The sequence below is a fragment of the Bradyrhizobium sp. IAR9 genome, from assembly GCF_013408065.1.
GTDB lineage: Bacteria > Pseudomonadota > Alphaproteobacteria > Rhizobiales > Xanthobacteraceae > Bradyrhizobium.
Window position 1 is genome coordinate 18,909 of record NZ_JACBZW010000023.1, and the last position, 18,810, is coordinate 37,718.

General features: G+C 64.6%; 17 protein-coding genes. 9 read left to right on the forward strand and 8 right to left on the reverse strand.

Features of this window, described 5'->3' with window-relative positions; all coding sequences use genetic code 11:
- Positions 1 to 155: 155 nt before the first annotated feature.
- Together GGD67_RS37555 and GGD67_RS37560 are read left to right on the forward strand one after the other, a co-directional pair.
- Complete coding sequence (locus GGD67_RS37555; protein WP_312009986.1) at positions 156 to 935, forward strand: AraC family transcriptional regulator; 780 nt, start codon at positions 156 to 158, stop codon at positions 933 to 935.
- 109 nt (positions 936 to 1,044) lie between these two features.
- A complete protein-coding gene (locus GGD67_RS37560; RefSeq protein WP_246784482.1) occupies positions 1,045 to 3,336 on the forward strand; it encodes a TonB-dependent siderophore receptor in 2,292 nt (763 codons plus the stop codon).
- Between the two features lie 6 nt (positions 3,337 to 3,342).
- Here GGD67_RS37560 and GGD67_RS37565 read toward each other — a convergent pair whose 3' ends face one another.
- From GGD67_RS37565 to GGD67_RS37575, 3 genes are all read right to left on the reverse strand, one after another.
- Positions 3,343 to 3,702, reverse strand: a complete 360-nt coding sequence (locus GGD67_RS37565) for a hypothetical protein (protein WP_179739929.1) — start codon at positions 3,700 to 3,702, stop codon at positions 3,343 to 3,345.
- A 324-nt stretch (positions 3,703 to 4,026) separates the two neighbouring features.
- Positions 4,027 to 5,463, reverse strand: a complete 1,437-nt coding sequence (locus GGD67_RS37570) for a glutamine synthetase family protein (protein WP_179739931.1) — start codon at positions 5,461 to 5,463, stop codon at positions 4,027 to 4,029.
- Positions 5,464 to 5,593: 130 nt separating this feature from the next.
- A complete protein-coding gene (locus GGD67_RS37575) occupies positions 5,594 to 6,952 on the reverse strand; it encodes an aromatic ring-hydroxylating dioxygenase subunit alpha (RefSeq protein WP_179739933.1) in 1,359 nt (452 codons plus the stop codon).
- A gap of 109 nt (positions 6,953 to 7,061) precedes the next feature.
- On the opposite strand from GGD67_RS37575, the gene GGD67_RS37580 reads away from it, so the two are divergent.
- Together GGD67_RS37580 and GGD67_RS37585 are read left to right on the forward strand one after the other, a co-directional pair.
- Positions 7,062 to 7,847, forward strand: a complete 786-nt coding sequence (locus GGD67_RS37580) for an IclR family transcriptional regulator C-terminal domain-containing protein (protein ID WP_179739935.1) — start codon at positions 7,062 to 7,064, stop codon at positions 7,845 to 7,847.
- Positions 7,848 to 7,966: 119 nt separating this feature from the next.
- Entirely contained in the window at positions 7,967 to 8,299 is a 333-nt protein-coding gene (locus GGD67_RS37585) for a PRC-barrel domain-containing protein (protein ID WP_018316888.1), read from the forward strand.
- A 92-nt stretch (positions 8,300 to 8,391) separates the two neighbouring features.
- On the opposite strand, the gene GGD67_RS37590 is transcribed toward GGD67_RS37585, so the two are convergent.
- The 5 genes from GGD67_RS37590 to GGD67_RS37610 form a co-directional block, all read right to left on the reverse strand.
- On the reverse strand, positions 8,392 to 8,826 hold the full coding sequence (locus GGD67_RS37590) for a VOC family protein (RefSeq protein WP_179739937.1): 435 nt from the start codon (positions 8,824 to 8,826) through the stop codon (positions 8,392 to 8,394).
- Positions 8,827 to 8,967: 141 nt separating this feature from the next.
- A complete protein-coding gene (locus GGD67_RS37595) occupies positions 8,968 to 9,795 on the reverse strand; it encodes an AraC family transcriptional regulator (RefSeq protein ID WP_179739939.1) in 828 nt (275 codons plus the stop codon).
- Between the two features lie 6 nt (positions 9,796 to 9,801).
- Positions 9,802 to 10,482: a transglutaminase family protein gene (locus tag GGD67_RS37600; protein WP_018316891.1), complete on the reverse strand. Its 681-nt coding sequence runs from the start codon at positions 10,480 to 10,482 to the stop codon at positions 9,802 to 9,804.
- 94 nt (positions 10,483 to 10,576) lie between these two features.
- On the reverse strand, positions 10,577 to 10,972 hold the full coding sequence (locus GGD67_RS37605; protein WP_179739941.1) for a group II truncated hemoglobin: 396 nt from the start codon (positions 10,970 to 10,972) through the stop codon (positions 10,577 to 10,579).
- Between the two features lie 230 nt (positions 10,973 to 11,202).
- Positions 11,203 to 12,111, reverse strand: a complete 909-nt coding sequence (locus tag GGD67_RS37610) for a helix-turn-helix transcriptional regulator (RefSeq protein WP_092251690.1) — start codon at positions 12,109 to 12,111, stop codon at positions 11,203 to 11,205.
- A 137-nt stretch (positions 12,112 to 12,248) separates the two neighbouring features.
- Between GGD67_RS37610 and GGD67_RS37615 the strand changes: the two genes are divergently transcribed.
- From GGD67_RS37615 to boxB, 5 genes are all read left to right on the forward strand, one after another.
- Positions 12,249 to 13,790: a benzoate-CoA ligase family protein gene (locus GGD67_RS37615; RefSeq protein ID WP_179739943.1), complete on the forward strand. Its 1,542-nt coding sequence runs from the start codon at positions 12,249 to 12,251 to the stop codon at positions 13,788 to 13,790.
- Between the two features lie 229 nt (positions 13,791 to 14,019).
- The gene (locus tag GGD67_RS37620; protein WP_018316895.1) at positions 14,020 to 14,838 is read left to right on the forward strand and encodes an alpha/beta fold hydrolase; all 819 of its coding nucleotides are present in this window, start codon (positions 14,020 to 14,022) and stop codon (positions 14,836 to 14,838) included.
- Between the two features lie 18 nt (positions 14,839 to 14,856).
- Entirely contained in the window at positions 14,857 to 15,393 is a 537-nt protein-coding gene (locus GGD67_RS37625) for a DUF309 domain-containing protein (protein WP_179739945.1), read from the forward strand.
- A gap of 98 nt (positions 15,394 to 15,491) precedes the next feature.
- On the forward strand, positions 15,492 to 17,180 hold the full coding sequence (boxC, locus tag GGD67_RS37630) for a 2,3-epoxybenzoyl-CoA dihydrolase (RefSeq protein WP_179739947.1): 1,689 nt from the start codon (positions 15,492 to 15,494) through the stop codon (positions 17,178 to 17,180).
- A gap of 98 nt (positions 17,181 to 17,278) precedes the next feature.
- A complete protein-coding gene (boxB, locus tag GGD67_RS37635) occupies positions 17,279 to 18,730 on the forward strand; it encodes a benzoyl-CoA 2,3-epoxidase subunit BoxB (RefSeq protein WP_018316898.1) in 1,452 nt (483 codons plus the stop codon).
- The last annotated feature ends 80 nt before the right edge of the window (positions 18,731 to 18,810 follow it).

Below are 18,810 nucleotides of genomic sequence, written 5' to 3' on the forward strand. Positions count from 1 at the left end.
CTTGAGCGCGCCGCCGTCAAGCGGTCAAAGAAGCCGCGGCGTAAGCGGATTCGATGCGGGACTTCTACGATCAAATTGTCGGACGGCCTCAAGACGACATCGGTTCCGCACAGCCGGGCGCTTCGACAGCGCAATGGCTGGATTTTCCGGGCTGCGTGTTTGTCAGAGGCGAGTTTCGAGCCGATGCCGAAGGCTCTGCGATCGCAGCCCCGGGCCTGTTCATTTCGGTCTCCGTTGATGGTGGCGCAGGCCGCGGCATTCTGACGCGCAGCACTGGCTGCGACGGGCAGATGACGGCAATTGCCGTGCGCGAGACCTGCGCAGCGGAACGCGCGGTTCATTCCGGCGAGCGTTCCGCAATCGGCCTGGCGTTTCCCCAAACCTCGATCGATGGACTTGGACTCGGCGATGAGTTTCGGGCGCTGTTTGCGAACGACGTCTCGGGCGCAGCGATCGTCTCGCTGAGGGCATCTGCGCGCATACAGGCGGTCGCGGCAGAAATGTTTTCGCCGCCGGTCACCGGCAGCGCGGCGCAATTGCTGCTGTCGGCGCATGCCGCCGAGATCGTGGTCCACGCCTTGTTCGGCGAGCGCGGCCGGATTGCGGCGGATCCCGCCACCGATCTGCAGTGGACGCGGCTGCAATCGGTGAAGCAGCGGATGGATGCCGATCTCGCCTATCCCTGGAGCATCGACGAACTGGCGCGGAACGCGGGGCTGAGCCGCAGGTCCTTCAACCAGAAATTCCGGATGGCATATGGCCAGAGCGCGATCGACTATCTCAGGGCTCAGCGGCTCGATGCCGCACGTGCCTATTTGATTCATCAGCGCTTGTCCGTCACCGAAGCGGCCTATCGGGTCGGCTACGCCCATCCGGCAAATTTCGCGACGGCTTTCCGCAGGCGCTTTGGCCATTCGCCGAGCCGCTATCAGTAAACTTGAAAGCCTCCACGTGGGATCAAAGGTGATTTGCGCGCGCGCAAAGGCGGCGGCCGCTTTGATCTGGTTACACCCGGGTTGTTGAACACGGAACTCGGGGAAGACGATGAGGCGGAACGACGGGCAGACGCTCGGCTGGGAACGGTTGGTGAGAACTGGTCTGGGAGCGGCCGGTTTGGGAATGGTCCTGCACGCGACGCCCTCGGCCGCACAGGTCTCCGGAACCAATTCGCCTTCGACGGCGGGCACATTGCCGCCGGTCACGGTGGAGGCACCGAGCCAGGCGCGTCCGCGTGCCCAATCTGTCCAGCGCGCCTCACAATCGCAGCGTGGCCGCGCCGCGACGCCGCGCAATGCCGGGTCCGGACAAGCCAGAAACGCGGACACGCGCGAGGCGGGAAGCGGCCGCGCCAATCCGTCGAGCGAGAACAGCTATGTCGCAAGCAGCAGCTCGGCGGGCACCAAGACGAACACGCCATTGCTCGAGACGCCGCAGTCGATCTCGGTCGTGACCCGCAAGGAGCTCAACGATCGCGCCGTGCAGACGCTGACCGAGGCGGTCGGCTATGAACCGGGCGTCCGCATCGATGCTTCAGGTTACGATCCGCGCTTCGACGCCATCTCGATCCGTGGCTTCGACATCACCTATAACGGCATCTATCTCGACGGCCTGCGCCTCGTCGGCGCCGGTCTTGGCGTGTTCAAGACCGAGCCCTATGGCGTCGACAGCATCACCGTGGTCCGCGGGCCGAGCTCGGCCCTCTACGGCCTCGGCTCGCCCGGCGGTCTGATCGACCTGCAGAGCAAGCTGCCGACCAGCCAGCCGTTCCACGAAGTGCAGACGGTGTTCGGCGACCGCGAGCGCGTGCAGGGCAATTTCGATTTCTCGGGTCCGGTCGATCCCAACGGTCAATTTTCCTATCGATTGACCGGCGTCGTGCGCGACGCCGACGTGTTCGTGCCCGGCGGCAAGGACAATCGTGTCTATGTCGCTCCCGCCGTCACCTGGAAGCCGGACCAATCGACGACCCTCACCATTCTCGGCGCCTACCAGAAATCGAAGACGCCGGGCTCGATGTTCACCTATTCCACGGGCACCGGCACCACGACGGACATCTTCACCGGCAGTCCGTCCTATAACTCGCTGGACCAGGAGCAGGGACGCGTCGGCTATCTGTTCGAGCATGCGTTCAACAACGCCGTGACCGTTCGCCAGAAATTCCGCTATGTCGATGTCGATGCGGTCACGCGCTATGTCGGCTTTCTCGGCGCTCCCGTCGGCAATGTCGTCTCGCGCTATACCGGCTACGTCCACGACACGCTGCAATCGGCCATCATGGACAACCAGGTCGAGGCAAAGCTCTCGACCGGCCCGGTGCAGCACACGCTCCTGCTCGGCACCGATTACACGGCGTCGAAATTCAACGACAAGCAGGGATTTGGCTTCGGGGTTTCCCCCCTCAATCTGGCCGCCCCGGTCTACGCGCCGGAATCCATTCCCGATCCCGCGATCTCGTCCTCGACGCAGCAGCGGCAGACCCAATCCGGCGTGTACATTCAGGACCAGGCCAAGCTCGACCACTGGATCCTGACGCTGAGCGGCCGCAGCGACTGGGTTCGCACCACGGGCGAGGATCAGTTCGCGCTGACCCGCCAGCAGCAGTCCGAACAGGCCTATAGCGGGCGCGCCGGGCTGACCTATGTATTCGATTCCGGGGTTGCGCCTTATGTCGCCTATTCAACCTCGTTCTTTCCCAATCTCGGCGTCGATCCCACCGGCGCCTTCTTCAAGCCTACCACCGGCAAGCAGACCGAGATCGGCGTCAAGTACCAGCCGCAGGGGACGAGGAGCTTCATCACTGCTGCGGTGTTCGACCTGACCCAGAGCGGGGGCCTCGTCACGACCGGGACCGGCGTCACGGTCCAGCGCGGCGAGATTCAAAGCCGCGGCTTCGAATTGCAGGCGCTGGCGAGCCTCGGCGGTGGTTTCGACATCACCTCGTCCTACACCTATCTCGACATGGTCACCAAGCAGGCCGGCGACAGCGCGCAGATCGGGAAGTTTCCGTCGGGCAATCCTCCGCACACCGCGACGCTGTGGGGCAACTATGCCCTGCCGCTGGCCGGCCCGTTTGCCGGGCTGAGTATCGGTGGCGGCGTGCGTTACATGTCCTGGAGCTATGGCGACGATTTGAACACGTTCAAGAACAGCTCGGTGACCTTGGTTGATGCTGCGTTGAAATATGATTTCGGCCAGGCGGCGAAGGAGCTGAAGGGCCTGCAGTTCCAGGTCAACGCCAAGAACCTGTTCAATCTGCACTACACGACGTGCCAGGTCGGGTACTGCTATCGCGGCGCACCGCTGACCGTCATCGCAACGCTCGGCTATCGCTGGTGAGCGGGATCACCAATAGATCCCGTGACGGTGCAACTCGCGCACGATTCGGGCCTCGGTGGGCGACTGGCGCCGCTTCGGCTTGGTCGTTCCGGCCGTGCCTGCCGGCGGCGGTGATGGCGTGGCTGATGCTGGTGCCGTCGTGGCCGCCGGTGCCGTCGCTGAGGTTGGTGCGGTGGTCGCAGTCTGGACGTTTGCCGGCTGCGACGGCGCTTGGGTGGTTTGCGGCGAGACCGCTGCCGCCGTGGCGGGCTGCTCAGTCGCCTGCTGGCTTGAATTGCTGGCTGCCAGGCTGAGGCTCCGCGACCCACCCGCATAGGCCTGGCTTGTGAGCAGAGACACCGTTGCGATCAGGATCAGCTTGCGCATGGAAACGCTCCTAATCTGGTCAATCCGTCTTACCTATCGCGCATCCATTGAGTTTCAGCGCGCCAGACGATGCACACCGATGTTGATCAAGGTTGTCCGGCAGGACAGACGGTAGATCAGACTGAATAATTGTTCCCACATGATCGAACTCCACTGTTGATCACATGCGGGAATCCTAGCGCAGGATTCTTTCCGTGGGTTTTCGCGGGGATGGAAAATGGCTTCGTCCGGCAGCGGTGCGATGTCGTCGGAACCGGCGCGACGAAGCCGCTTCACATGGCCGTGAGCCGTACTCGCCTTGAGAGGAATCCCCAGGACAGGATGTCAAAACACCTCGAAATATTCGCGGTGCTCCCAGTCGGTCACTTCGGACAGGAAGCGGTCGATCTCGGCGTTCTTGATGTGGGTGTAATAGTCGACGAACTCCGGCCCGAACTTCTCGCGGAAGAACGGATCGTCCTTCAGCGCGCTGACCGCATCGCGCAGTGATTTCGGCAGCAGCGGCGCCTTGGTCTCGTAGGGTGTGTCGGCGGAGGGGCCGGGATCGAGCTTGCGGTCGACGCCGTCGAGGCCCGAGAGGATCTGCGAGGCCATGTAGAGATAGGGATTGGCGGCGGGCTCGCCGATGCGGTTCTCCAGGCGCGTTGCGGCATCATTGGCGCCGCCGAGCACGCGGATCATCACGCCGCGATTGTCGCGGCCCCAGATCGCGCGGTCCGGCGCCAACGAGTAGGAGCGGTAGCGCTTGTAGCCGTTGATGGTCGGGGTGGTGAACACCGTCGAGGCGCGGGCGTGATCGAGCAGGCCGGCGAGGTATGAGCGGCCGAAGGCGCTGAGCGGCTCGCCGCCGTCTTTCACCATGAACAGATTCTCGCCGCTGGCGCGCGAGACGATCGACTGGTGCAGATGCCAGCCGCTCGCGAACACGTTCGGCAGTTTCGGCCGGCACATGAAGGTGGCGTGATAGCCGTGCCGCCGCGCGATCTGCTTCACGGCGCTCCGAAACAGCACCATGTTGTCGGCGGGCTCGATCCCCTTCCGCGGCGCGAAGGTGAACTCGCACTGGCTCGGCCCGAACTCGACCTCGACCGAGCGCAAGGGCAGTCCGAGCGCGACGATGTCGCGGCGCAGGATCTCCAGCACCGGCTCCATCTGATCGAAGCGCTGCTCGGTGAGATATTGATAGCCGTGGCTGAGCAGGCTCACTGATGGTGGCGTGCCCGGCTGGCCGGCGTCCTCGGGGCGCATATGCGGGTCGTCGAGCTTGAAGATGTGGAATTCGACTTCAAGACCGGCGACGAAATCGTGTCCGCGCGTGCCGAGTTCGTCCAGCGCGCGCTTGTAGAGCCCGCGCGTCGCGAACGGCACCGGGCGGCCGTCATTGAAGCAGAGGTCGCACAGCACCCAGCCCGTGGTCGGCGCCCATGGCAAAACCCGAAACGTGGTGGGGTCGGCGACCATCAGCACGTCGGCCGCGCCTTCCATCTCCTTCATGCCGAAGCCGCCGCCCGCGGTGAACACCGGGAATACCGTGCGGTGCGAAGTATCCTTGGCCAGCATGGTGGTGGTGATTGAGCATCCGCTCTCCAGCGAGGCGATCGCCTCGGAGGCGATGATGGTCTTGCCGCGCAGGATGCCGTGCTGGTCGGGGAAGGCGAGGCGGATGGCCTCGAGATTCTTGTCCTCGACGATGCGGCGCATGCGCGTCGCCGCGTCCCTCTGCTCATCCGACCACAGCGCATGACGCGCGACGAAAGTCACTGTGCTACTCCCTCAACTGCCGTAGGGTGGGCAAAGCGAAGCGTGCCCACGCAATCTGTCATCTGAACGAAAGCATGGTGGGCACGGCGCTTTGCGCCTTTGCCCACCCTACGGGGTCCGTGCACGAACGTCACTCCGCCGCCGTCAGCCGGTGCACGTTGTCCGCGATCTCCTTCGGCACCGGTGCGGCCCAAGGTGCGCCGCGGCGGCGCTTGACGTCGACCTCCATCCAGTAGAGCTCCCACCCCTGGGTCGGCCCGATGCCGTCCATGGTGGCCGGTCCCTGGATGCTGCGTGCTCTGCTCTCGTCCAGAAACAGCATCGGCTTCTCGCCGCCGCCGACCTTCTCGATCTCCTGTCGCAGCAGGCGGCGATATTGCACGATCGCCTTGTCGCTCGAGCCGAGATGCTCCTTGGTGCGATCCTGGATCGCGCCCATCGATTCGACCGCCCATTGGTCGTGCACGTTGATGTCGGTGCCCATGCCGGTATAGGTCGCGGTCTGCTGCTCGTGCGGATCGAAGCCGTAATCGTTGGCTTTGTTCTTGCGCGAGACGTAGTCGGGCAGCTCATAGAGCTCGAGCCGCTGGTCGCGCATCTTCTGCTTGTCGACCGGGTTCGAATAGCTGGTGAAGATCGCGTACCAGTAGCAGTTCTCGTCGTCGACCGGCACGTGCCACTGCGTGATCGTCATCTCCGTGCTCATGGGAATGACGAAGCCGTGCGGGAACAGCTGGTTGGTGACGCGCACATGGGTGCGCTCCTCGTCGATCTCGCGCAGCGCGATCAGCCGCAGGCCGTATTCGGTGTGCTCGACATTGATGATCGGGCGGTCGTATTCGCGCAGGATTTTCGTCATCGGCAGGTCGGAGCCCGCGGAGGCGCCGCGGAACTGCTTGCCGTAGGCGGTCGAGGTGTCCTCGTCCTCGAAGAAGCGATGCAGGTAGGAGGCGTGCGCGGGATCGATGCCGACTTCGAGCGCCTGCAGCCAGTTGCAGGCCATGTGGCCCTTGAACGCAAAGGTGTGCGTGCCGGGCGCGACGAAACAGTCGAGCTCCGGAAAAGCCGGCGGCTCACCCTCGCCGAGATAGGCCCAGAGGATGCCGCTCTTCTCGACCACGGGATAGGAGCGCTGGCGGATGTTCTGGCAGAGCTTTGAGTCCTTCGGCTCGGCCGGCGTTTCGATGCACTGGCCGGTCGCGTCGAACAGCCAGCCATGGAAGGCGCAGCGCAGGCCGCCGTGCTCGAGCCGTCCGAACGCGAGGTCGGCGCCGCGATGGGCGCAGTGGCGGTCGATCAGGCCGTAGCGTCCGGTCTCGTCGCGGAATAGCACCAGGTTCTCGCCGAGCAGCCTGATGGGACGGATCGGCCGCTCGCCCTCCAGCTCATCCACCAGCGCCGCCGGCTGCCAATAGCTCCGCATCAGCTTTCCACACGGATCCTTCGGACCGGTGCGGGTGATCAGGTCGTTCTGCTCCTGGCTCATCATGGCGGTGCATCCTTGTGGAGTGGCGCTTGTTCGCCTATTGAACGAATGGGCGAATTATGACATGCCTTGGGGCAGCAGCAAGCACTATTTTGCAGGATTGTCCCGTCCCATGCCCAAGCTGAAGCGCAGTGAGAGCGACGAGCGTGCGACGGATTTCGTCGAGGCGCTCGATCGCGGCCTGCGCCTGCTGCAATGTTTCGGCAGCAATGCAGGCCCGATGACGCTGAGCGATCTCGCCCGCGCCGCGGACCTGCCGCGCGCGACCGCCCGGCGCATGCTGTTCACGCTGCAGCGCGGCGGTTTTGTCAGCGGCGATGGCAAGCTGTTCTCGCTCACGCCGCACGTGCTGACGCTGGCGGCATCTTACTTGCGTTCCAATCAGCTCGTTGCGGTGCTCCAACCCGTGCTCGATCGCGTTGCGACCGCAGCGAACGAAATCTCCTCGCTCGCGGTGCTCGACGGCGATGACGTCGTGTTCATTGCCCGAGGCAGCCCGGCGCGCGTGTTCTCGGGCGGGTTGGAGATCGGCTATCGGCTGCCTTCGTTCTGCACCTCGGTCGGCCGCGCCATGCTCGGCCAGCTCGACGATGCCGACCTTGCCGCGCGCCTGAAGGCGATGACGCGCGGGGCGCTGACGCCGCAGACGCAGACCGACCCGAAGGCGCTGCTCGCGCGCATCGCCGCCGATCGCACGCAAGGCTATTCACTGGTCGACCGCGAGGCCGAGCCGCATTTCCGCTCGATCTCGGTTCCGGTGCGCCGCTACGACGACGTGATCGTCGCCGCCATCAACATGGGCGCCCATGTCGACCGCGTGCCGGCGCAGGAATTGATCGACCGGTTCCTGCCGCTGTTGCGGGAAGGCGCGGACTCCGTGCGTTCGCAACTGCTCTAGTTGTAGCCCGGGCGAGCGTCGCGATACCCCGGGAAGCATCGCAAGGCCCCGGATGTCGCTTCGCTGATCCGGGCTACAGGACTATAATGCCCGCAACGCAAGAACCCAGGGAGCACGCCATGCAACACACCATGGTTCCCAGTGATCGCGTCGAACACGTCGCCGTCTATGGGTGTGACGGCACGAAGCTCGGCACGATCGAGCGATTGATGCTCGACAAGGTCAGTGGAACGGTCGCTTACGCGGTGGTCAAGACCGGCAGGTTGCTCGGGACACATCACCATTATCCCGTGCAGTGGAGCGCGTTGAAATATGATCCGGGACGCCAGGCCTTCCAGGCCGACCTGACGCCGGAGCAATTGAGCAGCGGTCCCTGCGAATTCGATGGCGATGAGTTCGACTGGGGCGACCGCTCGCGGCCCTACCAGCATCCGAACTACTGGTCGATCTAGCCAGCAAGACGGCCGGGCCGCCCGCATTCCCGGCGCGGACGCGGCTGGGCTCGAGCCGCGGCCGCCGAGCAGTAGCTGACGTGAGAGTCCACCTATCCGGCGAGCGGCTGTTCGTCGACTTTGGGCCAATAGGTGCCAAAGCTCCAGAGGCCGCCCTCCGGATCGCGCGCGGCGAAATCGCGGCTGCCATAATCGGTCGTGTAGGGCTCCATCTCGATCTCTGCACCAGCGGCTTTCACCTTCGCATAGAGCGCGTCGGGATCATCAACGGCCATATAGACGGCATCCGTCCGCCGGCCGCCGATATCGCCAACCAGTTTCCCGTAGGCATCGTCGCGATGCGCGCCCAGCATGAGGATCGACGATCCGAACGCCAGCTCGGCGTGAATGACCGTGCCCTCGTTGCGGTACACCACGCGTTCGGCGAAGCCGAGAACGTTCTTCAGCCAGGCGATCATCGCCTCCGCATCCCTGCAGCGCATGGTGTGGTAGAGGCGCGGCGCTTCATAGCCGTTCGGCTGGTTCATGAAACTCTCCAGGTTTGATGCAAGACGTTCGATGCAAGTGCTTGCAAGCTTGCTGCAGAGCTGACCCTAGTTCGGATCGCGGCAGCCGGCTTGAACAAATGGGACTTGACCGTCTCGCGCCGTCCTGGCCGCCGTTTGGCGCTAGCCCCCGCCGTCGCGCTTCAGGCGGGGATCGACGACGTCGAGCCGCGCGGCCCATCCGGTCGGCGTCTCGCCGCTGAAGATCCGGAAATCGCGCGCGAGATGTGCCTGGTCGGCATAGCCGGCGTCCGCGGCAATGGCCGCCCAGCCGCCCGTGCCGTCCGTCCGGGCCAGCGCGCAGGCTCGATGAAAGCGCAGCATCTGCGCCAGCGTTTTCGGCGCAACGCCGATCTCGTTGTGGAAGCGGCGCGTGAGATGCTTGCGGCTCCAGCCGATGTCTGAGGCGATGTCGGCGATCCTGACCGCGCCCGCGCCTCGCCAGAGCGTCTCCAGGGCGAAAGCCACCGCAGGCGAGGGCTCGTGCACGGCGCGGCGACGCACGAAGTCTTCCACGATCTCGAACCGCCGTTGCCAGCCGACCGCCTCGGCGACCCTGGCGCGCAGGTTCTCACTGTCCCTTCCCAGAATGTCGTCGAGGCCGACCATGCGCGCGGTCAGGTCGGGCACGGCGCCTCCGAAGAAGCGATACGCCCCGAGCGGCGTGAAATCGACCTGAACGCATTCGGCGCGGCCGTCGGATTCGATCACGACCGGTCCGGGAAACAGACCCGCCGCGAAGCTCGGCTGCGCGTCGGCACGATCCGGTTGGTGTCCGAGCGCAATGCGGAAGGGCGTTCCCAGATTCACCAGGAGAGGCAGCGCGAGCGGCGCGGCGTGCCGGAAGGCGGAAAGGCCGAGGCCGCGCTCGCGATAGAACGAGATGCTCGAGATCAGCCGCGCAAGGCGCGGCGAGGCCGGTCGACGGATGACATCGGCAGGTGCGTCCATCGTGTGCTACCGCTCCGCCGCTTCGCGCTCCATGTCACGGCCCGACAGATCTTCGCCCTGCATGTTGGCGTAGTCGCGCGCCATTTCGCGCATCAGGAATTTTGCGGGCACGTCGTGATAGGTGCCGCGGTCGTTGACATATTGCATGTAGGCGCGCCCCTCGCCGTCGAAGGGATGTAGCAGTGCGTCGGTATGACCGTCGAAATCGAGCGGGGCCACGCCGACCTTGGCGCAGAGCGTGTCGTTGAAGGTCGGCGTCGCCTTGCGCCAGGCGCCATCGACATGCACCTCCGTAAAGCCGTGCCAGGTGAAGATGTCGGTGCCCATGCTCGCGCGCAGCTTCTCTGTGGTGAGATGGTTCTTCACGTCCGCAAAGCCGACCCGTGCCGGGATGCCGTGGACGCGGCAGGCGGCGGCATAGAGCGCGGCCTTGCCGACGCAATAGCCCTGGCCCGCGGCGAGAACGCTCGAAGCACGAAACGTCTCGGCGACGCGCATGCTGACGTAAGGATTATAGCGGATGCCATCGCGCACCGCCTTGTAGAGCACGCTCGCTTTTTCGCGCGCGCTCGCATCCGCGCGCACGGCGTCGGCCGCAAATTGCTGCACGGCCGGATGATCGCTGTCGATGTACTCGCCGGGATCGGTGTAGAGGCGGCGGATGGTATCGGGAAGGATGTCGGTCATGTCTGGAGCTTAGCAGGCGATCGCCGCGGAACTCAAATCACGCGATGCGGGTCCATGATACGCCTTCGAATTGCGTCGAGGCGCTGCCGCCCTGTCACTGCCGGTTACGCATCCAGTCGGCGAGGCCCGATATCGCCTTGTCGAGCTCCAGCCGCGCCGCCGTGTCGGTCACCGTCTCCTCCATCGCGCCGCGCATGCAGAGCATCCACGCATCGCGCTCGGCATCGCCGATGGCAAAGCCGATGTGGCGCTGGCGCAGCCGCGGATGGCCCTTCTCGGGGGTATAGAGGCGCGGGCCGCCGGTCCATTCGGTGAGATAGCGCTTCAGCACATCCCTGATCAGGCCGAGGTCGTCCGTATGCATTGCGCGGATGATCTTCGCCTCCGGCAGCGTGTCCATGCGTTCGTAGAAGCGATCGACCAGGGCGTCGATCGTAGCGCTGCCGCCGATCCGCTCGAACATGGAGGTGGTGACGTCGGTGGAGGTCATTGGTGGTCCGGATGTTTGCTGCTGGGCCAGCACATATGATGATCGCAGCTCGATCACAAATCTCCGCTGTCGTCCCTGCGAACGCAGGGACCCATTACCCCAGCGAGGAGTTTGGCGAAGACTGGTCGTTCGGGATGGGCGGCGCGCGCTACCGATAGATCACGCGGTATGGGTCCCTGCTTTCGCAGGGACGACAGCGGAGAGTGTAGCTCCAGCGAGATCCAATCGCCCTACAGCGCCACACTCCGCAGGCCGAAGCTGCGGGCCTCGTTCTGCAGCACGGGCCGTACCGCATCGATCAGCCGTGCTGCCGCTGCATCGACGGAGAGACCTGCCGTGTCCACCACCGCCGTCGCGCGCGAGTACAGCGGCTCGCGGCTGAGCAGGATGTTGCGCAGCTCCGCCATGGCGGAGCGGTCGTCGGCCATCGGGCGCAAATCGCCCTGGCGACGGACGCGGGCCATGTGCTCCTCGGGCTCGGCCTTCAGCCAGATCGTGTAGAACGAGGTCAGGATCTGGTCGAACGTCAAAGGCTCGGACACGATGCCGCCGCCGGTCGCCAGCACCATCAGCTCGTTGCGCGCGAGCAGCTGTTGCAGCGCCGCCTGCTCCATGCGGCGAAAACCTTCCTGGCCGTACAGCGCGATGATCTCGGCGACCGAGAGCCCATTCTGCTGCTCGACCTCCTTGTTGAGCTCGACGAAGCTCCAGCCGACTTTCTTCGCCAGCATGCGCCCGAGCGTCGACTTGCCGGCGCCGCGCAGGCCGATCAGCGCGATGCCGCAGAACGGCGCGCGTCGCGGCGCCGAGGCGCTGCCCCCAGTGAGCAGATCTTTTGCCTGCGCGATCTGCGCAGGCGTGGCCTTGCGCAACAGGTCACGAAACATCTGCCAGTCCGGCGTCGGGTCGGCGCTGGGAAGCAGATCTTCGAGATGCGCGCCCATCGCGTCCGAGACGCGGCGCAACAGCACGATGGAGACATTGCCCTTGCCGCTTTCGAGCTGCGCGATGTAGCGCTCCGAGATTCCTGATACCTTGGCGAGCACTTTGCGCGACATACCGCGCAAAGCGCGCATGGTGCGCACGCGCTGGCCGAGCTGTTCGAGAAATCGGGATTCGGCGTCGGGACTGTCGGTCATGAGCCTTCTTTAAGGGATGTCTTTTTGAAGGGTGTCCTGCGGCGCATTTTAATGAAACATAATGCCTGCTAGCATTGACAGCAAGCCGCCGTGGTGTCTTTCTATGAATTATAATTCTAAATCCGGGGGAGAAGTCCGTGAGCGAGGGATCCTATAACGCGGTGACCTGGCTGCTCGACCGTAACGTCGAGGAGGGCCGCGGCAACAAGCTGGCCTTCGACGACACCGTCTCGCGGCTCACCTATGGCGAGCTTCAGCGCGAGAGCCGACGCGCCGCCAACATGCTGCGCCGGCTCGGCGTCCGCCGCGAGGAGCGCGTGGCGATGATCATGCTGGATACGATCGACTTTCCGGTCGTGTTCCTGGGCGCGATCCGCGCCGGCATCGTGCCGGTGCCGTTGAACACGCTGCTGACCGCGGATCAATACGCCTACATCCTCGCCGACTGCCGCGCGCGTGTGCTGTTCGTCTCCGAGGCGCTCTACCCTGTCATCAAGGACGTCGTCGGCCGCATGCCCGATCTCGAGCATGTCGTGGTCTCCGGCGCCAAGCAGAACGGGCACAAGCAGCTCGCTGAAGAGCTTGCGGGCGAGAGCGATCAGTTCACCACCGCCGCGACGCATCCTGACGAGCCGGCGTTCTGGCTCTATTCGTCCGGCTCGACCGGCATGCCCAAGGGCGTGCGCCATATCCATTCGAATTTGCAGGCGACCGCCGACACCTACGCAAAACAGGTGCTCGGCATCCGCGAGAGCGACGTGTGTCTTTCCGCGGCAAAGCTGTTCTTTGCCTATGGCCTCGGCAATGCGCTGACCTTCCCGATGTCGGTCGGCGCCAGCGTGATCCTCAACAGCGAACGGCCGACGCCGGCGCGGATGTTCGATCTGATGAACCGCTACAGGCCGTCGATCTTCTACGGCGTGCCGACCTTGTTCGCGGCCATGCTCAACGACGAGACCATGAAGGCCGAGCGTGGCGGCGGCGTCTTGCGCATCTGCACCTCGGCCGGCGAGGCGCTGCCGGAATCCGTCGGCACCAGCTGGAAGGCGCGCTTCGGCGTCGACATTCTCGACGGCGTCGGCTCGACCGAGCTGTTGCACATCTTCCTGTCGAACGCGCCCGGCGACATCAAATACGGCTCCTCCGGCAAGCCGGTGCCGGGCTATGCGGTGCGGCTGGTCAACGAGGCCGGCCAGGATGTCGCCGACGGCGAGGTCGGCGAGCTCCTGGTCGATGCGCCCTCCGCCGGCGAAGGCTACTGGAATCAGCGCCACAAGAGCCGCCGCACCTTTGAGGGACCGTGGACCCGCACCGGCGACAAATATGTTCGCGATGCAGACGGCCGCTACACCTTCTGCGGCCGCGCCGACGACATGTTCAAGGTCTCCGGCATCTGGGTCTCGCCGTTCGAGGTCGAGAGCGCGCTGATCACCCATCCGGCCGTGCTGGAGGCCGCCGTCGTGCCCGAGGCCGATCCGGAAGGATTGCTCAAGCCGAAAGCCTTCGTCGTGCTGCGCCCCGGCGCGACGACGAGCGATCTTCAGGAAATGCTGAAGGAGCACGTCAAGCAGAAGATCGGCCCGTGGAAATATCCGCGCTGGATCGACGTGGTGGAGTCCTTGCCGAAGACGGCGACGGGCAAGATCCAGCGGTTCAAGCTGCGGGAAGGGACGAATTGATGGTGCGAACTGCACTTGCTTACCCTCCCCTGGAGGGGGAGGGTCGGCACGCGATCGAGCGCAGCGAGATGCGTGACGGGGTGGGGTGATCTCTCCACGCGGGCGCTGCATCTGCGGAGAGACTGTCACCCCACCCCGCTTCACATCTCGCTACGCTCGCTGTGAATCGACCCGCCCCCTCCCGGGGAGGGTGGGCATCTCGGCCTTGGCCAGGAATGGGACTTCGACCATGACCAACCTCACCCCCACCGGCTTCCTCAGCATCGGCGGCGCCAGCCTCGAATACAAATGGCTCGCGCCTGCATCGGCCGACGCCCCCACCATCGTCATGCTGCATGAAGGCCTCGGCTCGGTTGGGCTCTGGGGCGATTTTCCCGAGAAGCTGCAGCAAGCGACCGGTGCCGGCATCTTCGCCTATTCGCGGGCAGGCTACGGCCAGTCAAGCCCGGTGACATTGCCGCGGCCGCTCGACTACATGCAGCGCGAGGCGCTGGACGTGTTGCCGAAAATCCTCGACGCAGTTCCCTTCAAGCGCGGCCTGCTGCTCGGCCATTCCGACGGCGGCTCGATCGCGACGATCTATGCCGGCGCGCATCAGGATCACCGCCTGAGCGGCCTCGTGCTGATCGCGCCGCACTTCATCGTCGAGGACATCTCGGTGAAGTCCATCGCGGAGATCAAGACCAGCTTCGAGACCACCGACCTCAAGGCCAAGCTGTCGCGCTGGCACAAGGATGTCGACAACGCCTTCTACGGCTGGAACGGCGCCTGGCTCGATCCGAAATTCCGCGATTGGGACATCTCGGAATATCTGGCCTATATCCGCGTCCCCATGATGGTCCTGCAAGGTGCAGGCGACCAATATGGGACATTGCGTCAGGTCGAAATTGCGCAGGAAGAGTGTTACTGTCCGATAGATTTTAAAGTCATTTCAGACGCGGGCCATTCCCCGCATCGTGAAGCGCCGGGGGCGACGCTTGACGCGATTGAGCAATTTGCAAAAGCGGCCCTGCGCGACGATCAGGGACTCCAGGGACGCGCCGCATGACCATGCGGAGGCACATCGATGAATGTGCCTTCACATGCGAGCGGCCAATTGCCATGGCCGCAATGGGCCTATGTGCCGGGCGAGACCGGCGCCATCGAGGCCGATGACGAGACGCTTCGCTTGGCCAAGGCGCTGGTGCCCTCGGCCTTTCGCGGCTACGTGCCGGCCCGCCATCCGGCGCTGCGCTACGGGCTCGCGCTCAACGATCGCGGCTATTTCTGGGAAGCGCAGGAGGTGCTGGAGACGGTGTGGGCCGCAGCCCCGCAGAGCGGCCGCGAACGCATCCTGCTGCGCGCCTGCATCCACATCGCCAATGCCAATTTGCGCCTGCGCATGCAGAAGGCGCATTCGGCCGCGCGCCTGTTCGGCGACGCTCTGACCGAGCTGCGCGCGTTGAGCGCACGCAAGCTCGCCAGCGGCGGCGACGGTTTCGTCGAGAGCTTTCCGGTCGCGGCCCTGGTGGCGCTGCTCCAGGCCAAGATCGGCCGCCCGCAGCTCGCAAAGGGCGACTGGATCGCGCTTGGCGCGATCGTGCGGTCCTGGCCGACTGCATGAAACAAAGTGCATGCGCCGGCAGTTAAGGGCTAGACGCATCCAAAAAGATGCACTATTGTGCATCTAACGCTAAACCAAAACGAGCTCAAGGGTGGCCCATGGCCGGGGAAGATCGGCGCCTCGCAGGCGGCGCGACATTCATCGATTTCCAGACCGAACCGTCCCGCTACCGGCACTGGAAGCTCGCGGTCGAGGGTGACGTCGCGACCCTGACCATGGACGTCGACGAGAATGGCGGCCTGTTCGAGGGCTATCTGCTCAAGCTCAATTCCTACGATCTCGGCGTCGACATCGAGCTGGCGGATGCGGTCCAGCGGCTGCGCTTCGAGCATCCCGAGGTGAAGGTCGTGGTGATGCGCTCGGCCAAGAACCGCGTGTTCTGCGCCGGCGCCAACATCCGCATGCTCGCGGGCTCGACCCATGCCCACAAGGTGAACTTCTGCAAGTTCACCAACGAGACCCGCAACGGCATGGAAGACTCGTCGGAGAATTCCGGCCAGCGTTTCATCACGGTGGTGAACGGCTCCGCCGCCGGTGGCGGCTATGAGCTGGCGCTCGCGACCGACCACATCATCCTCGCCGACGACGGCTCCTCTGCCGTTGCTTTGCCTGAGGTGCCGCTGCTCGCGGTGCTGCCGGGCACCGGCGGCCTCACCCGCGTCGTCGACAAGCGCAAGGTGCGCCGCGACCACGCCGATTTCTTCTGCACCATCGAGGAAGGCGTCAAGGGCAAGCGCGCCGTGCAATGGCGCCTCGTCGACGAGATCGCACCGAACTCGAAGTTAGAGGCCAAGATCAACGAGCGTGCCAAGGAGTTCGCGGCCGCCTCGAAGCGCAAGGGCAGCGGCAAGGGCATCGCGCTGACGCAGCTCAAGCGCCTCATCGACGAAAACAGCATCCGCTACGGCTTCGTCACGGTCGATATCGACCGCACGGCCCGCATCGCCACCATCTCGATCAAGGCGCCGGAGGTGGCACCGCCCGCCGACATCGACGGCATGATGGCGCAAGGCGCCTCGTTCTGGCCGTTGCAAGTGGCGCGTGAGCTCGACGACGCCATCCTTCATCTGCGCATCAACGAGCTCGAGATCGCGATGCTGGTGTTCAAGAGCCATGGCGACCGCGCCCATGTGCTCGCGCACGACGCGTTCCTCGAAGCCAACAAGGCGCATTGGCTGGTCAACGAAATCCGCCATTACTGGAAGCGCGTGCTGAAGCGCATCGACGTCACCTCGCGCACACTGGTGACGCTGGTCGAGCCCGGCTCCTGCTTTGCCGGCACGCTCGCCGAGCTCGTCTTCGCCGCCGACCGCTCCTACATGCTGATCGGCACGCGCCAGGGCGACAACCGTCCGGCGCCGTCGATCGAGCTCTCCGCCGTGAATTTCGGCCCGTATCCGATGAGCCACGGCCTGACGCGGCTGGAGTCGCGCTTCCAGGCCGATCCGTCCGATGTGGAGCGCGCCGAAGCCACGATGGGCACCGCGCTCGACGCCGAGCAGGCCGAGGAGCTCGGCCTCGTCACCTTCGCGCTCGACGACATCGACTGGGACGACGAGGTCCGCGTGTTCCTGGAGGAGCGCGCCAGCTTCTCGCCGGACAGCCTCACCGGCATGGAAGCAAGCCTGCGCTTCGTCGGCCCGGAGACGATGGAATCGAAAATCTTCTCGCGCCTGACCGCGTGGCAGAACTGGATCTTCCAGCGCCCCAACGCGGTCGGCGAGGAAGGCGCGCTGCGCCGCTACGGCAGCGGCCAGAAGCCGAAATTCGATATGACGCGAGTCTAGCGAGTAGGGAGTGGCGAATGGCGAATAGGAGTTTCCATTCGCTACTCGCCATTCGCCATTCGCCCCTTTAACGAGCTAGTCCCTCACGGGAGGTCCACATGAACATGAACATCATGAACGTCGACTACTCGACCAAGATTCCCAACAACGTCAATCTCGCCGAAGACCGCCAGGTGCTCAAAGCGCTCGAGGGCTGGCATCCCGGCTACATGGATTGGTGGAGCGACATGGGGCCGGAAGGCTTCCAGGAATCGCTGGTGTATCTGCGCACCGCCTATTCGGTCGATCCGCGCGGCTGGGCCAAGTTCGACTACGTCCGCATGCCCGACTATCGCTGGGGCATTCTGCTTGCGCCGCAGGAAGAGAACCGCGTCGTGCCGTTCGGCGAGCATTATGGCGAGCCGGCCTGGCAGGAAGTCCCGGGCGAGCATCGCGCCATGCTGCGCCGCCTGATCGTGATCCAGGGCGACACTGAACCTGCTTCCGTCGAGCAGCAGCGCCATCTCGGCAAGACCGCGCCCTCGCTCTACGACATGCGCAACCTGTTCCAGGTCAATGTCGAGGAAGGCCGCCACCTCTGGGCGATGGTCTATCTGCTGCAGAAATATTTTGGCCGCGACGGCCGTGAGGAAGCAGATGATCTGCTGCGCCGTCGCTCCGGCGATGCCGATGCGCCGCGCATGCTCGGCGCCTTCAACGAGGCGACGCCGGACTGGCTGTCCTTCTTCATGTTCACCTATTTCACCGACCGTGACGGCAAGATGCAGCTGCACTCGCTCGCGCAGTCCGGCTTCGATCCGCTGTCGCGCACCTGCCGCTTCATGCTCACCGAAGAAGCGCACCACATGTTCGTCGGCGAGACCGGCATCACCCGCGTCGTGCAGCGCACCTGCGATGCGATGCGCGAGGCCGGCATCACCGATCCGACCGACATCGCCAAAGTCCGCGCGCTCGGCGTGATCGACTTGCCGACCATCCAGAAGAAGCTGAACCTGCACTACACGCTGTCGCTCGATCTGTTTGGCTCGGAGGTCTCGACCAACGCAGCCAACGCCTTCAATGCCGGCATCAAGGGCCGCTATCATGAGACCCAGATCGAGGACGATCACCAGCTCAAGAACGCCACCTATCCGGTGCTGAAGTTCATCAACGGCGAGATCAAGCTGGTCGACGAGCCGGCGCTGACCGCGCTCAACATGCGCCTGCGCGACGATTACAGCCAGGATTGCGTCAAGGGCATGCTGCGCTGGAACAAGGTGATCTCGACCGCGGGCTACGACTTCAAGCTGACCCTGCCCAACGTCGCCTTCCACCGCCACATCGGCGAGTTCAAGGACGTGCATGCGACGCCCGACGGCCTCCTGATCGACGATGCCACCTGGGCGAAGCGCAAGGACGAATGGCTGCCGTCGACCGCCGACGGCGACTTCATCACCTCCCTGATGCAGCCCGTCACGGAGAGCGGCAAGTTCGCCTCCTGGATTTCGCCGCCGAAGGTCGGTATCGACAACAAGCCCGGCGATTTCGAGTACGTGAAGATCGAGTCGTAGGCGTCAGGGCCGCCGCCGGCGCAACACAAATGGTGTCATCACCCGCGAAAGCGGGTGATCCAGTATTCCAGAGGCGTCAG

Excerpts from the sequence above, each read along its gene's own strand:
- boxC (WP_179739947.1), top strand. The coding sequence starts at position 15,492 with ATGGCCGGGGAAGATCGGCGCCTCGCAGGCGGCGCGACATTCATCGAT.
- GGD67_RS37620 (WP_018316895.1), top strand. The coding sequence starts at position 14,020 with ATGACCAACCTCACCCCCACCGGCTTCCTCAGCATCGGCGGCGCCAGC.
- boxB (WP_018316898.1), top strand. The coding sequence starts at position 17,279 with ATGAACATGAACATCATGAACGTCGACTACTCGACCAAGATTCCCAAC.
- GGD67_RS37585 (WP_018316888.1), top strand. The coding sequence starts at position 7,967 with ATGCAACACACCATGGTTCCCAGTGATCGCGTCGAACACGTCGCCGTC.
- GGD67_RS37575 (WP_179739933.1), bottom strand. The coding sequence starts at position 6,952 with ATGATGAGCCAGGAGCAGAACGACCTGATCACCCGCACCGGTCCGAAG.
- GGD67_RS37590 (WP_179739937.1), bottom strand. The coding sequence starts at position 8,826 with ATGAACCAGCCGAACGGCTATGAAGCGCCGCGCCTCTACCACACCATG.
- GGD67_RS37610 (WP_092251690.1), bottom strand. The coding sequence starts at position 12,111 with ATGACCGACAGTCCCGACGCCGAATCCCGATTTCTCGAACAGCTCGGC.
- GGD67_RS37605 (WP_179739941.1), bottom strand. The coding sequence starts at position 10,972 with ATGACCTCCACCGACGTCACCACCTCCATGTTCGAGCGGATCGGCGGC.
- GGD67_RS37565 (WP_179739929.1), bottom strand. The coding sequence starts at position 3,702 with ATGCGCAAGCTGATCCTGATCGCAACGGTGTCTCTGCTCACAAGCCAG.
- GGD67_RS37625 (WP_179739945.1), top strand. The coding sequence starts at position 14,857 with ATGAATGTGCCTTCACATGCGAGCGGCCAATTGCCATGGCCGCAATGG.
- GGD67_RS37580 (WP_179739935.1), top strand. The coding sequence starts at position 7,062 with ATGCCCAAGCTGAAGCGCAGTGAGAGCGACGAGCGTGCGACGGATTTC.
- GGD67_RS37600 (WP_018316891.1), bottom strand. The coding sequence starts at position 10,482 with ATGACCGACATCCTTCCCGATACCATCCGCCGCCTCTACACCGATCCC.
- GGD67_RS37560 (WP_246784482.1), top strand. The coding sequence starts at position 1,045 with ATGAGGCGGAACGACGGGCAGACGCTCGGCTGGGAACGGTTGGTGAGA.
- GGD67_RS37595 (WP_179739939.1), bottom strand. The coding sequence starts at position 9,795 with ATGGACGCACCTGCCGATGTCATCCGTCGACCGGCCTCGCCGCGCCTT.